Raw genomic sequence first — 13,121 nt, 5'->3', positions numbered from 1 at the left:
TTGAAGGTGCCAGTGTGGCCCTGACGAAGGACTCGGACAACCTTGGACGCACCAGGCCGTGGGCGGGCGGAAGACATCGATCCCGCAGACCAGTGGGTACTCAATCCGAACACCGGCGAATACGAACTGCGACTGACTCCTTCCACACCGCAGTCGGCCGTTCCCGGACCTCGCAGAACCGCCGCCCCGCGCCCGGGGGCGGTCCGCACGCGTACGACGGCGCCCGCCGCCCCGGGCCGCCAGGTCCCGCCCCCGCGGCGGCGCCAGGAGCCGCCCGGGGCCGTGCCGCCCGGACGCCGCGGCCGTCGGCCGGTGAAGCAGAAGTCGAAGGCCAGGAAGGCCGTGCTGTGGACCGGCGGCGGCCTGGCGTTCGTCCTGGTCGCCACGGCCGGGGCCGGCTACTTCTACCTCCAGCACCTCGCGGGCAACATCGACACCACCGACGTCGGTGACGCGGGCGCCAGCAGCTTCAAGAAGGACGAGGCCTTCAACATCCTCGTCGTCGGCACCGACAAGCGCACCGGCGCGGGCAACGACGGCTACGGCGACAAGGGCAGCGTCGGCCACGCCGACACCACGATCCTGCTGCACGTCGCCAAGGACCGCTCGAACGCGACCGCGCTGAGCATCCCGCGCGATCTGATCACGGACATCCCGGACTGCCCGACCACACAGGAGGACGGCTCGGAGAAGATCGTGCCGGGGTTGCAGGGCGTCCGCTTCAACCGGAGCCTCGGGGAGAGCGGCCGGGACGCGGGCTGCACCATGCGGACGGTGAAGGAGGCCACCGGCATCCAGCCCCACCACTTCATGATGGCCGACTTCAACGCGGTCAAGACGCTGACCTCGGCGGTGGACGGCGTCGACGTGTGCGTGTCGAAGCCGGTCAACGACAAGCAGTCCAAGCTCGTCCTGCCCGCGGGTGAGTCCACGGTCGAGGGCGAGCAGGCCCTCGCCTTCCTGCGCACCCGCAAGAGCTTCGGCAACAGCGGCGACCTCGACCGCATCAAGGTGCAGCAGCAGTTCCTGGGCTCGCTGATGCGCAAGATGTCCTCCAGCGACACCCTGACCAACCCCAAGAAGCTGCTGAGCCTGGCCGAGGCCGCGACGAAGGCGCTGACCGTGGACTCCGCGATCGGCAAGGTCGGCACGCTGAAGGACGTGGCGCTGGAGCTGAAGAAGGTACCGCCGAAGAACATCACCTTCATGACGATCCCGGTGGTGGACAACCCGGCCGAGACGATCAAGGCGACGGTGGTCGTCGACGAGACCAAGGCACCCCAGATCTTCGAGATGATCAACAACGACATCTCGTTCACCGAGGTCAAGGCCCAGGAGAAGAAGGAGGCGGCCGCGGTCGCCGCCCGCCTCAAGGGCACCAAGTCCGCCGCCTCCGACGTGCGGGTGCGGATCCTCAACGGCGGCGCGGCCGCCGGCAGCGCGCAGAAGGAACTGGACTACCTCCAGAACACCGAGGGCGTGCTGAAGTCCGAGAACGCCGGCAACGCGGGCGCCGACCAGGCGAAGACCACCCTGGAGTACGCCCCCGACCAGGCCGACCAGGCCCGCCGTCTGGCCGACATCATGGGCCTGTCCGGCTCCGCGCTGAAGCCGGGCGAGAGCGAGCCCAACGCCCAGGGCCTGCCCACGATGACGCTGATCCTGGGCAAGGACTTCAAGGGCGCGGGCGTGAAGCTGAACGGCAGCTCGGGCAAGGCCCCGGACGTGGGGCAGTCCACGGCGGACCAGGTGAAGTGCGCGAACTGACCGGATGACGGCGGCGTCCGGGGCGAAGGGGTCGCCCCGGACGGCCGTGCGTCAGCTCGTGGTGGTCGCGTCCGCGTCCGCGTGGACCGCCGGGCGGCGCGAGGCGATGACCTTGCGGGCCAGCGAGCGCGGGCTCGTCAGGAAGCCCCAGCCCCAGGACATGTGCATGGTGGCCAGGGCCACCGGGATCTGGAGCCGGGCCTTCAGCGGCAGCCCCTTGCCGGCCGGGAGGGACCCGAGCACGATCGCCGCGAGGTAGCCGCCGGGGATCACGAAGCCCAACGGCGTGACCAGCGCGCCCACGACGATCCCGGCCGCGATCGCGCACAGGGCGGTCGGCGGGGCGAGGTAGCGCAGGTTGATCGAGCCCTCGTGGTAGCGGGCCACGACGTGACGCCAACGGCCGTAGTCCTTGTACTGCTTGGCGAGGGCCTTCATCGACGGCCGCGGGCGGTACGACACCTTCAGCTCCGGCGAGAACCAGATCAGGCCGCCCGCCTCACGGATCCGGAAGTTCAGCTCCCAGTCCTGGGCGCGGATGAACTCCTCGTTGTAGCCGCCCTGTTGCTCCAGGGCCGCGCGCCGGAAGACGCCGAGGTAGACGGTCTCGGCCGCCTGCGCCCCGCCACCGGTGTGGAAGACGGCGTTGCCCACGCCGATCTTCGAGGTCATGGCGGCGGCGACCGCGTGCTCCCAGTCGTTCTCGCCCTCGGCGTGCATGATGCCGCCGACGTTCTGCGCGCCGGTCTCCTCCAGGAGCCGTACGGCGGTGGCGATGTAGTTCGGCGAGAGCATGCCGTGGCCGTCGACGCGGACCACGATCGGGTGCCGGGAGGCCTTGATCGCGGCGTTGAGGGCGGCGGGGGTGCGGCCGGTGGGGTTCGGGACGGTGTGGACGCGGGGGTCGTTGCGTACGAGCTCGGCGGCGATCTCGTCCGTGCGGTCCGTGGACGGACCGAGGGCGATCACGACCTCCATCTCGCCGGCGTACTCCTGCGCGAGGATCGCTTGGACGGCTCCGCGCAGATGCCGCTCCTCGTCGAGGACGGGCATGATCACAGAAACGGCGGGGAGCTGCACGTCGGGCTTGGCGTTCATAGGGGGCTCACGTTACCGCGAACGGGGGACACCGGTGCGCGCCGCCCGGCCGGTGCGCGGGGTCGCAGATCGTATGGGCCTACGGTGCTCAAGATCCCCTGTTCGGCCTCAGTGCCCGCGCCCGCGGAGGTGTCCCCCCATGTCCACACCGCCCCGCCGCTCCCCCGCCGCCCGTCCTCCCCGCCGCCGGCCACGACCCCCCGTCCGGCGGAAGAAGCCGCGCTGGGCCATGCGGGCGGTGACCACGCTGTCCGTCGTGGTGCTGGCGTCCGCCGGGATCGGGCACGCGGTGGTGACGAGCATCGACGCGGACATCGAACGCGTGGACCCCTTCAAGGACATGAAGAACCGGCCGCGCGCCGGGCACGGGATGAACGTGCTGCTCGTCGGCACCGACGGCCGGGACAACATCACCGAGGCCGAGCGGCGCAGGTACCGGCTCGGCGGGGCGCCCTGCCACTGCACCGACACGATCATGATCGTGCACATCTCGGAGGACCGGGAGCGGGCGAGCGTGGTGAGCCTGCCGCGCGACTCCTACGCCATGACGCCCCCGCACGTCGACCGGACGACCGGGAAACGGCACCAGGGGCACCCCATCAAGCTCAACGCGGCGTACGCGGAGGGCGGGCCGAACCTGACCGTGCGGACGGTCGAGAAGATGACCCGGGTGAAGATCGACCACTACCTGGAGGTCGACTTCACCAGCTTCATGAAGACGGTGGACGTGCTCGGCGGCGTGAAGATCTGCACGATCGAACCGCTGAAGGACTCCTACACCGGCCTCGACCTGCCGGCCGGCGCGCACACCCTCCGGGGCGGCCAGGCGCTGCAGTACGTGCGCGCCCGGCACGTCGACGGCGCCTCCGACCTCGGCCGCATGCAGCGTCAGCAGCGCTTCCTGGCCGCTCTCATCGACCGGTCGACGTCCTCCGGGATCCTGCTCAACCCGATGAAGTTCCGGGACGTGACCCGGGCCGTGCTGGGCTCCGTCCGCGCCGACAAGGGCTTCGGCACCGACGAGCTGATCGACCTCGGCCGGGCGATGCGGAACTTCTCCCCCTCCTCCTCGGAGTTCACGACCGTGCCGATCGGGCAGATGGGCTACGCCGTGAAGGGCGTCGGTTCCACGCTGAAGTGGGACCCGAAGAAGTCCGAGCGGCTGTTCCGGACCCTGCGCGAGGACAAGCCGCTGAGCGCGCACAAGCCCCGGAGCAGGGCCGCGCGGGTGGCCGTGGCCCCGCAGCAGATCCGCGTCCAGGTGGAGAACGGGACGCCCACGGCCGGGCTCGGACAGCGGGTGGACGCGCAGCTGGCGGCGACCGGCTTCCGCACCACCCGGCAGCCGGTGAACTCCGCGAACCGTGCCGTCAAGCGCACGGTGGTCGCCTACGACCCCCGCTGGGACCGCTCGGCGCACTCGCTCGCGACGGCCCTGCCGGGCAGCGAGCTGCGGCCGGTGAAGGGGCTGGGGCCGACGCTGAAGGTGATCGCGGGGGCGGACTTCGAGCGGGTGCGGAAGGTCAGGGCCGACGATCCGTACCAGGGGGAGTTCGGGGTGATGACGGGGGACGAGGCCGGGTGTTCATGACACCCACGGACCCGGTGGGGGCTCAGTCCTCGATCCCCTCCGCCGCCCGCCGCTCCCGCAGTTCCATGATCGCGCGGCGGCGGGCGAGGCGGTGGGTGCGGCGGATCTGGGCCTCCTGGTTGCGGCGCTTGTCGCGCTCGGTCTCCGGGAGCACCGGCGGCACCCGGCGCGGCTTGCCGTCGGCGTCCACGGCGGCGAAGACGAGGTAGGCGGAACCGACCTGGGTGGCCGGGTTCGACTCGTTCCAGCGCTCGGCCAGGACCCGTACGCCGACCTCCATCGAGGTCCGGCCGGTCCAGTTGACCTGGGCCTTCACATGGACGAGGTCACCGACGCGGACGGGCTCCAGGAAGGCCATCTCGTCCATGGAGGCGGTGACCGCGGGTCCGCCGCTGTGCCGTCCGGCCACGGCACCCGCCGCGTCGTCGACGAGCTTCATGATCACGCCGCCGTGCACGGTGCCGAGCAGGTTCGTGTCGGCGTTGGTCATGATGTGGCTGAGCGTGGTCCGGGACGCGGAGGTCGGCTTGCCGGGGATATCCGGAGTTTCCGATTCCGTGGCGGAGGCCTGGTCTGTCATGGCCTCCACCTTATGACGAGCTGACATCCGGGGAATTTGTGTCAGCTTGGCAACAGGAGGGCCCTGATTTTCCGACGAACCTTGTAAGGCACACTGCCCTGCCCTGCACACTGGGGCGCATGAACGATTGGCCCGAGGGATGGCACGGCGACAACCGCGGCGACCGGTACGGACGCGGCAGCGCGAACGCGCAGCCCGAGAGCGCCCGTGTGATGCGGCAGGTCCGCCGTGGCCAGGCGGCTCCGCCGGGCCCCGGTGGCTACGGCCCCGGTCCCTCGGCCCAGCAGTACGGCGGCGGGGTGCCGCCGCAGCCGTCGTACGTCAACGGCGGTGACGACGGCGCCTACGGCAACGGCTACGACAGTGGCTACAACACGGGCCAGGTCTACGGCTCCCCCGGCGGCGGTGGCCACGGCGGCGGTCCCGGCGACTACGACCACGGTCCGCGCCCCGCGCCGAACTGGCGCAGGCGGATCAAGTGGACGGCGATCACCGTGGTGACCGTGTTGGTCGTCACGACCGTGGGCACCTACTTCTGGGCCGACTCCAAGCTCAACCGCGAGGTCGACCTGTCCAAGGTGATCGACCGCCCGGAGCAGGGCGAGGGCACGAACTACCTGATCGTCGGCTCCGACAGCCGCGCGGGCATGTCCGCCGAGGAGAAGAAGAAGCTGCACACCGGGTCCGCCGAGGGCAAGCGCACGGACTCGATGATGATCCTGCACACCGGGAGCAACGGCGACACGCTGATCTCGCTGCCGCGTGACTCGGACGTGGAGATCCCGACCTTCGTGGGTTCGGAGTCCGGCAAGACGTACAAGGGCACCGGCCGGCACGTGAAGCTGAACGCGGCCTACGCCGAGGACGGCCCCGAGCTGCTGGTGCGCACCGTCGAGTTCAACACCGGGCTGCGCATCGACCACTACGTCGAGATCGGCTTCGCCGGCTTCGCGAACATCGTGGACGCGGTGGGCGGGGTCGAGATCGACATCCCCAAGGGCGGCATGAAGGACACCAAGTCCGGCGCCGACTTCCCGGAGGGCAAGCAGACGCTGAACGGCGAGCAGTCCCTCGCCTTCGTCCGCACCCGGTACGCGCTCAAGGGCTCCGACCTGGACCGCACGAAGAACCAGCAGAAGTTCCTGAACGCGCTGGCCAACCAGGTCGCGACCCCGGGCACGATCCTGAACCCCTTCAAGCTCTACCCGACGATGGGCGCGGGCCTGGACTCGCTGATCGTCGACAAGGACATGGGCCTGTACGACCTGGGCAAGATGTTCTGGGCGATGAAGGGCGTCAACGGCGGCGACGGCACCTCGATGAACATGCCGATCGGCGGGTCCTCGGGCGGCAACCTCGTCTGGGACAAGGCCAAGGTGAAGCAGCTCGTCGAGGAGCTGAAGAACGACGAGAAGGTCACGGTCTCGGGTGAGTGATCCCACCGGCCCCGCCGCCGCCCCGGCCGACGGCGGGAGGGCCCCGTTCGACGCGGTGCTCTGCGATGTCGACAACGTGATCCGGTTCTACGACCCCTCCCGGCTGTACGCCCTGGAGCGGGCCGCCGGGCTGGCCGAGGGCACCACGATGAAGATCGCCTTCGCGCCGGAGCGGGATCTGCCGGTGCTGCTCGGCCGTATCGACGGCCGGGAGTGGGTGGAGCTGATCGCCAAGGGGCTGCTCGGGATGGTCCCCGAGCCGACGACCTGGGAGCTCGGCAGGGCCCTGCTGGAGTCCCCGTTCCACGCGAACGAGGAGGTGGTGGATCTGCTGCGCCGGGCCGGCACCCGGATCCCGCTGGTCCTCGTCAGCAACGCCACGCTCGCCCTGGAGGACGACCTCGCGACGCTGGGTCTGGCCGACCTCGCGGACCACGTCGTCAACAGCGCCCGCGTCGGCCTCGTCAAGCCGGACCCCCGCATCTACCACCACGCCGCCGCGCTGGCCGGTGTCCGCCCCGACCGCTGCCTCTTCGTGGACGACACCGAGGAGAACCTGACGGCCGCCGCGGCCCTGGGCATGTCCCCGGTCCACTTCCGCGAACCGGCGGACCTGGAGCGGGCGTTGCAGCCGCTGTTCGACCGGGACCGGCCGGTGCGGGTCAGGTGAAGTCGGCGTAGCGCTTCCAGCGCGACGAGCATCTCCAGGGCGTCCGGAGGGCCTCAGTGGCCCTTGCAACCAGTGGAGCCAGCCGCGTGGACGTTTCGGCAACGCGGCGAGGCGCCGTGCCAGACCGGCGACCCGGGCGGCCACAGTGCAGGACCTCGAACTCGCGGGCGCCCACCCGGCCGAAGGAGACGGCGGCGTCACCGCAGCGCGTGAGCCACCGGGACTGCTGCCAGGCGGGGAAGCCCGGCCTCGTAGCGGTCGGCCGCGCTGCCGTCGGCGCAGCCGCAGGGTCCGTACACGGGGCTGCAAGGGCACCCACGGGGGTGCCCTTGCAGGTGGGGCGGGTGGCGGTGGGTGTCACATCGCCATGCCCGCCATCGCGCGGCAGGTCTCCACGCAGCGGCGACACGCTTCCGCGCAGCGCATCATCTGGGCATCGTCCGGCATGGACATACACGCCTCGGCGCACATCTCGCAGGCCTTGGCGCACATGGCGCACATGTCGGCGTGGAGGGGCGAGCGGCGCATCATCATGTCCGCGCACATCCGGGTGGTCTCGGCGCAGTCGATGAGCGCGCGCATGATCTGCATCTGGGCCTGGCCGCCCTTCTGCATGCAGGCGCTCATGGTCTCCTCGCAGAGGCTGTGGCAGTTCATGCACGCCTCGACGCAGTCCTGCATCTCCTTGCTCATCACGGACATGCTCTCGGCCTGGGTCATGGCTCCTCCTGGGAGGTGCGGGAGCCCGGGGCGGGCCCCGTGCCCTTCCGTCCTACGCCCGCCGGGCGCCGGGCGCCATCCGGCGTACACGGGTAATCCCGGGCATCGGCCGGGCACCGCCTGAGGCCCGCCACGGCCGGCGCACGACAAAGGGCGCCCGGCGTCCGGGCGCCCTTCGACCGCGTGAGCCGTTACGGCAGGTTGCGGGCCATCACGATCCGCTGGACCTGGTTCGTGCCCTCGTAGATCTGCGTGATCTTGGCGTCGCGCATCATGCGCTCGACCGGGTAGTCACGGGTGTAGCCGTAGCCGCCCAGGAGCTGGACGGCGTCCGTGGTGACCTCCATGGCCACGTCCGAGGCGAAGCACTTGGCGGCGGCGCCCTGGAAGGTGAGGTCGCTGTCGACGCGCTCGGAGGCCGCCGCGGCCTGGTAGGTCAGGGCGCGGGCGGCGGCGATCTTCATGGCCATGTCGGCGAGCATGAACTGGATGCCCTGGAAGTCGGCGATCGCCTTGCCGAACTGCTTGCGCTCCCGGACGTAGCCCTTGGCGTAGTCCAGGGCGCCCTGGGCGACACCGAGGGCCTGGGCGGCGATGGTGATGCGGGTGTGGTCCAGGGTCTTCATCGCGGTGGCGAAGCCGGTGCCCTCCTCGCCGATCATGCGGTCGGCGGGGATGCGCACGTTGTCGAGGTAGACCTCGCGGGTCGGGGAGCCCTTGATGCCGAGCTTCTTCTCCGGGGCGCCGAAGGAGACACCCTCGTCGGACTTCTCGACCACGAAGGCCGAGATGCCCTTGGAACGCTTGGTGGGGTCCGTCACCGCCATCACCGTGTAGTACTCGGACTCGCCGGCGTTGGTGATCCAGCGCTTCACGCCGTTCAGGATCCAGTGGTCGCCGTCGCGGACCGCCTTGGTCTTCATGCCGGCCGCGTCGGAGCCGGCGTCCGGCTCGGAGAGCGCGTACGAGAACATCGCGTCGCCCTTGGCGAGCGGGCCGAGGTACTTCTTCTTCAGGTCCTCGGAACCGGAGAGGATCACCGGCAGCGAGCCCAGCTTGTTCACCGCGGGGATCAGGGAGGAGGAGACGCAGACCCGGGCGACCTCCTCGATCACGATAACGGTGGCCAGCGCGTCGGCGCCGCCCCCGCCGTACTCCTCGGGGACGTGCACGGCGTGCAGGTCGTTGGCGACCAGCGCGTCCAGCGCCTCCCGGGGGAAGCGGGCCTCCTCGTCCACCACCGCGGCGTACGGCGCGATCTTCGCCTCGGCCAGTGAACGGATCGCGTCACGGAGCATGTCGTGCTCCTCGGACGGGCGGTACAGGTCGAAGTCAGCCGTTCCGGCCAAGGTCTCTCACGCTCCAAAGACGCTGCGGTGCTGGCGCTAATTACCGTTAAGTAACTCAAATTTTAGGGGCCTGCCCACGCCAGTGATACGTGAGCTTGGCGACAGCGGGAAAGTTGCCCGCTGAAGGCTGTCCGCACACCCGGACTATGCTCTTCCACCGCACCCCACGGCCCTCCCACCTGGAGCACCCATGAGCCTCAAGATCACCGTGATCGGCACCGGCTACCTCGGCGCCACCCACGCCGCGGCCATGGCCGAGCTCGGGTTCGAGGTACTGGGCCTCGACGTGGTCCCCGAGAAGATCGAGATGCTCCGGCGGGGCGAGGTCCCCATGTACGAGCCGGGCCTCGACACCCTGCTGCGCAAGCACGTCGCCGGGATCGAGGGGTCGACCGGCCGGCTGCGGTTCACCATGGACTTCGCCGAGGCGGCGGCCTTCGGGGACGTGCACTTCGTGTGCGTGAACACCCCGCAGCGGCACGGCGAGTACGCCTGCGACATGTCGTACGTGGACTCCGCCTTCGCCTCGCTCGCCCCGCATCTGACCCGTCCCGCGCTCGTCGTCGGCAAGTCGACCGTGCCCGTCGGGTCCGCCGACCGGCTCGCCGCCTATCTCGCGGCGAACGCCCCGGCGGGCGAGGACGCCGAGCTGGCCTGGAACCCGGAGTTCCTGCGCGAGGGCCTCGCGGTCCAGGACACCCTGCGCCCGGACCGGATCGTGGTCGGTGTGCGCAGCGAGCGGGCCGAGAAGCTGCTGCGGGAGGTGTACGCGACGCCGGTCGCCGAGGGCTCCCCCTTCGTCGTCACCGACTTCCCGACCGCCGAGCTCGTGAAGACCTCCGCGAACTCCTTCCTGGCCACCAAGATCTCCTTCATCAACGCCATGGCGGAGATGTGCGAGGCCTCCGGCGGCGACGTGGCCAAGCTGGCCGAGGCCATCGGCTACGACGACCGGATCGGGAAGAAGTTCCTGCGGGCCGGGATCGGCTTCGGCGGCGGCTGTCTGCCGAAGGACATCCGGGCGTTCATGGCGCGCGCCGGTGAGCTGGGCGCGGACCAGGCGCTGACGTTCCTGCGCGAGATCGACTCGATCAACATGCGCCAGCGCGGGCAGATGGTGGAGCTGGCCCGGCAGGCGCTGGGCGGCGGATCGTTCCTGGGCAAGCGGGTCGCGGTGCTCGGCGCCACCTTCAAGCCCGACTCGGACGACGTCCGCGACTCGCCCGCGCTGAACGTCGCCGGGCAGATCCACCTCCAGGGCGGCCAGGTGACGGTCTACGACCCCAAGGGCATGGACAACGCCCGCCGTATCTTCCCGACCCTCGGCTACGCCGACACCGCGGTCGACGCCGTGCGGGGCGCCGATGTCGTCCTCCACCTCACGGAGTGGCGGGAGTTCCGTGAGCTGGACCCGGCGGCGCTCGGTGAGGCCGCGGCGACCCGGCTGATCCTCGACGGGCGCAACGCCCTCGACCCCCAGCTGTGGCGCAAGGCCGGCTGGACGTACCGGGCGATGGGGCGGCCGAAGGCCTGAGAGCCGGGGCCCGATGTGAGTTCCACGAATTCCTGGCGGATATCCGGGACGTTCGGGAATTCACGTAAGGCGAGTGAAGAACTGGGCGCACCTGTGGGGATTCCGGGTGCGCCCCACGCCGTCCCGCCCTCTTTCCGAAGGCTCGGCACCCCAAGTACGGCAAGGGCGGAGGGCCTCCCCGCGGGGGGCATATGCGGGCGCACCCGAAATCATCAACACAGGTTCGAATCGAATTCGAGCAGCATGCGGAATCGACCGTTCTCACAGACCAAGCCCCCGCAAAAGAGAGCTAGGTAATGATCGGTTAACAGACGCGTAGTCGCGCGGAATCCGCACTCCACTCCACTGGTCGTCATTCGCCCCACCCTTCTCTGGGGTTGTTCTGACCATGCCAGGCCTGACCATGCCAGGAGTGAGACATGCGTGACGAAGCGGTGGCGGGAGCGCTCGTCGGCGCCGTCGTGATCGTGCTGGGCTACGCCTCGGGCATCGGCGCCCCCGCCGCCTCCCAGGACACCGCGACGCCCGCGACGACACCGCCCCCCGCGGCCACGGCACCGGCGACGCCCACGCCCACCACCCCCGGGACCGGCGGGGGCCAGTACCCCGTCGGCACCGGTGAGCTGCCGTCGTACGGCGGTGTGGGCGGGGGCTTCGGCTACGGCGGCGGGGGCGTGGCCGGGGGCACGGGCGGTACGGGTGGCTCGGGAGGGTCCGGGCACTCCGGCCACCATCCGACCTCCCCGCCGGCCGGCCCGGGCTCCCCGGCCCCCTCCCCCACGCCGACCGCGCCGGGCTCCTCCGCACCTCCCGAGGGCGACACCTGCGGGACAGGCGAGGTCAGCCTCGTGAAACCCCTCCTGACCGGGCTGACCACCCCTGTGTTCGGGCTGCTCGGCGGCGGGGCCACGAGCCCGGAACCGACGCCGACACCGACGCCGACCCCGACTCCCTGTGTCGGCCTCACCCCCGTCTCCGTCCCCGGCCTGCTCGGCATCGACGCCTCCCCGCTGCCGGAGGCGACGCCATGACACCGACCGTCCGGCCCGTCAGCCGCGCCCTGCTCCTGCTCGTCCTCACCCCGCTCCTCTACGCCCTCGTCGGCGCCTCGGGGACCGCCGCCGCCCACACCGAGCTGGTCTCCTCCTCCCCCAAGGACGGCGCGGCCCTGAAGAAGGCCCCCGACCACCTCACCCTCGCCTTCGACGAGGCCGTCGACCCGGCCGACGTACGCGTCCTGACCATGGACGGCGACCGGCTGCCGGTCTCCCGCACCGGAGCGGACTCCGTGCGGGTGTCCCTGGCGGCACCCGAGCAGGGCCGGATCGCGGTGGTCTGGTCGGTGGTCGACGAGGAGGACGGCCACGCCTCCTCCGGCCGGCTCGCCTTCTCCATCGCCACGACCGGCACGACGGCCACCACGACCGGCGGCGACGAGGCCTCCGTCCCCGCTCCCGCACCCTCCCCCTCGGTGCGGAAGGGCCTCGTCGCCGCCCGCTGGGCCGGCTATCTGTCCCTCGCCCTGTTCGTCGGCGGGCTCGCCTTCGTCGCGCTGCTGTGGCCGCGCGGGGCGTACGAGCCCCGGGCCCGCGCACTGCTCGGGCCGGCCTGGGCGGGCGGGCTGCTCGCCACCGTGGCGGCGACCGGACTCCAGGGCGCCTACACGAGCTTCGGCGGCCTGCGGGACGCCCTGCGCCCGGCGACCTACGCGGACGTCCTGGCCACCGAACCCGGCCTCGCGCTCGCCGCACGCGGGCTGATGTGGGTGCTCGCGGCCGTGGTCCTCGGCGCCCTGCTCCAAGGAGCCGCCCGCTCGACGGGGTGGCGGGTGGGGGCGATCGCGGTGACCTTCGGACTGCTGCGCACCACCGGCATGCGCGGCCACAACGCCGAGGGCAGTGAGCCCGCGTGGGGCGCGATCGCCGACTTCGTCCACCTGCTCGGCGCCTCGCTGTGGATCGGCGGGCTGGCCATGCTCACGATCGCCGTCCTGCCCCGTCGCCGGGCCGGGGAGCTGGCCGCGGTGGTGCCGGGCTACTCACGGGTCGCGGCCGTCAGTGTCACGGCCATCGTCCTCGCGGGACTGGTGCTCACCTGGCAGGTGGTGGGGTCGTACGACGCCCTGCTGCACACCTCGTACGGGCAGCTGCTGCTGGTCAAGACGGCCGTTCTCGGGGGCGTCCTGGTGGCCGCGTACGCGAGCCGCCAGTGGGTGCGCACCCGCCTCGATCTCGCCGTGCTGCTGCGCGGCGACGCCGCCACCGTGCGGTCCTTCGGCTACTCGGTCGCGGCCGAGACGGGGCTCGTCCTCGTCGTGCTCGCCGTGACGAGTCTGCTGGTCACGGCCGATCCCGGCCGCTGAACTTCCCCACAGTA

At 71.1% G+C, this 13,121-nt stretch carries 12 protein-coding genes; 7 read left to right on the top strand and 5 right to left on the bottom strand.

All coding sequences use genetic code 11. The annotated features are described in order from the left end of the window. The first annotated feature begins 42 nt into the window (after nt 1–42). On the top strand, nt 43–1,767 hold the full coding sequence (locus K4B79_RS26325) for an LCP family protein (RefSeq protein WP_232029381.1): 1,725 nt from the start codon (nt 43–45) through the stop codon (nt 1,765–1,767). A 51-nt stretch (nt 1,768–1,818) separates the two neighbouring features. Here the strand turns inward: K4B79_RS26325 and K4B79_RS26320 are convergent, their stop codons facing one another. Then, nucleotides 1,819–2,865, bottom strand: coding sequence for a glycosyltransferase family 2 protein (locus tag K4B79_RS26320; protein ID WP_232029380.1), 1,047 nt, complete (start codon nt 2,863–2,865; stop codon nt 1,819–1,821). 139 nt (nt 2,866–3,004) lie between these two features. On the opposite strand from K4B79_RS26320, the gene K4B79_RS26315 reads away from it, so the two are divergent. Beyond that, entirely contained in the window at nt 3,005–4,456 is a 1,452-nt protein-coding gene (locus K4B79_RS26315) for an LCP family protein (RefSeq protein ID WP_232029379.1), read from the top strand. 22 nt (nt 4,457–4,478) lie between these two features. On the opposite strand, the gene K4B79_RS26310 is transcribed toward K4B79_RS26315, so the two are convergent. Continuing rightward, nucleotides 4,479–5,036, bottom strand: a complete 558-nt coding sequence (locus K4B79_RS26310; protein ID WP_232029378.1) for an acyl-CoA thioesterase — start codon at nt 5,034–5,036, stop codon at nt 4,479–4,481. 119 nt (nt 5,037–5,155) lie between these two features. Here K4B79_RS26310 and K4B79_RS26305 point away from each other — a divergent pair, with 119 nt between their 5' ends. Both K4B79_RS26305 and K4B79_RS26300 read left to right on the top strand, forming a co-directional pair. Further along, nucleotides 5,156–6,472 carry an LCP family protein gene (locus K4B79_RS26305; protein WP_232029377.1) on the top strand — a complete coding sequence of 439 codons (1,317 nt, stop codon included), beginning with the start codon at nt 5,156–5,158 and terminating at the stop codon, nt 6,470–6,472. Continuing rightward, nucleotides 6,465–7,142, top strand: a complete 678-nt coding sequence (locus K4B79_RS26300) for an HAD-IA family hydrolase (protein WP_232029376.1) — start codon at nt 6,465–6,467, stop codon at nt 7,140–7,142. Before K4B79_RS26305 ends, K4B79_RS26300 begins: the two co-directional genes overlap by 8 nt. On the opposite strand, the gene K4B79_RS48680 is transcribed toward K4B79_RS26300, so the two are convergent. The 3 genes from K4B79_RS48680 to K4B79_RS26290 all read right to left on the bottom strand — a co-directional run bounded on the left by K4B79_RS48680 (nt 7,135) and on the right by K4B79_RS26290 (nt 9,211). Then, nucleotides 7,135–7,461 carry a CbrC family protein gene (locus tag K4B79_RS48680; protein ID WP_374208511.1) on the bottom strand — a complete coding sequence of 109 codons (327 nt, stop codon included), beginning with the start codon at nt 7,459–7,461 and terminating at the stop codon, nt 7,135–7,137. The genes K4B79_RS26300 and K4B79_RS48680 overlap by 8 nt on opposite strands. A 38-nt stretch (nt 7,462–7,499) precedes the next feature. Continuing rightward, nucleotides 7,500–7,862 (bottom strand): four-helix bundle copper-binding protein, encoded by a 363-nt coding sequence (locus tag K4B79_RS26295; protein ID WP_232029375.1) that lies wholly within the window; start codon nt 7,860–7,862, stop codon nt 7,500–7,502. Nucleotides 7,863–8,053: 191 nt separating this feature from the next. After that, complete coding sequence (locus K4B79_RS26290) at nt 8,054–9,211, bottom strand: acyl-CoA dehydrogenase family protein (protein ID WP_269463905.1); 1,158 nt, start codon at nt 9,209–9,211, stop codon at nt 8,054–8,056. Nucleotides 9,212–9,401: 190 nt separating this feature from the next. Between K4B79_RS26290 and K4B79_RS26285 the strand changes: the two genes are divergently transcribed. The 3 genes from K4B79_RS26285 (at nt 9,402) to K4B79_RS26275 (ending at nt 13,107) form a co-directional block, all read left to right on the top strand. Beyond that, complete coding sequence (locus tag K4B79_RS26285; protein ID WP_232029374.1) at nt 9,402–10,745, top strand: UDP-glucose dehydrogenase family protein; 1,344 nt, start codon at nt 9,402–9,404, stop codon at nt 10,743–10,745. A gap of 419 nt (nt 10,746–11,164) precedes the next feature. Continuing rightward, nucleotides 11,165–11,776 (top strand): hypothetical protein, encoded by a 612-nt coding sequence (locus K4B79_RS26280; RefSeq protein WP_232029373.1) that lies wholly within the window; start codon nt 11,165–11,167, stop codon nt 11,774–11,776. Then, the gene (locus K4B79_RS26275) at nt 11,773–13,107 is read left to right on the top strand and encodes a copper resistance CopC/CopD family protein (RefSeq protein WP_232029372.1); all 1,335 of its coding nucleotides are present in this window, start codon (nt 11,773–11,775) and stop codon (nt 13,105–13,107) included. The genes K4B79_RS26280 and K4B79_RS26275 overlap by 4 nt, the downstream gene beginning before the upstream one ends. The last annotated feature ends 14 nt before the right edge of the window (nt 13,108–13,121 follow it).

It is taken from the genome of Streptomyces lincolnensis (genome assembly GCF_021173675.1).
Lineage (GTDB): Bacteria > Actinomycetota > Actinomycetes > Streptomycetales > Streptomycetaceae > Streptomyces > Streptomyces lincolnensis_B.
This window is presented reverse-complemented; position numbering and strand designations above follow the sequence as displayed.

What these genes read in the sequence shown, in the direction of transcription:
- K4B79_RS26320 (WP_232029380.1), bottom strand. Translation starts at nt 2,865, where the DNA reads ATGAACGCCAAGCCCGACGTGCAGCTCCCCGCCGTTTCTGTGATCATG.
- K4B79_RS26315 (WP_232029379.1), top strand. Translation starts at nt 3,005, where the DNA reads ATGTCCACACCGCCCCGCCGCTCCCCCGCCGCCCGTCCTCCCCGCCGC.
- K4B79_RS26310 (WP_232029378.1), bottom strand. Translation starts at nt 5,036, where the DNA reads ATGACAGACCAGGCCTCCGCCACGGAATCGGAAACTCCGGATATCCCC.
- K4B79_RS26305 (WP_232029377.1), top strand. Translation starts at nt 5,156, where the DNA reads ATGAACGATTGGCCCGAGGGATGGCACGGCGACAACCGCGGCGACCGG.
- K4B79_RS26295 (WP_232029375.1), bottom strand. Translation starts at nt 7,862, where the DNA reads ATGACCCAGGCCGAGAGCATGTCCGTGATGAGCAAGGAGATGCAGGAC.
- K4B79_RS26285 (WP_232029374.1), top strand. Translation starts at nt 9,402, where the DNA reads ATGAGCCTCAAGATCACCGTGATCGGCACCGGCTACCTCGGCGCCACC.
- K4B79_RS26280 (WP_232029373.1), top strand. Translation starts at nt 11,165, where the DNA reads ATGCGTGACGAAGCGGTGGCGGGAGCGCTCGTCGGCGCCGTCGTGATC.
- K4B79_RS26275 (WP_232029372.1), top strand. Translation starts at nt 11,773, where the DNA reads ATGACACCGACCGTCCGGCCCGTCAGCCGCGCCCTGCTCCTGCTCGTC.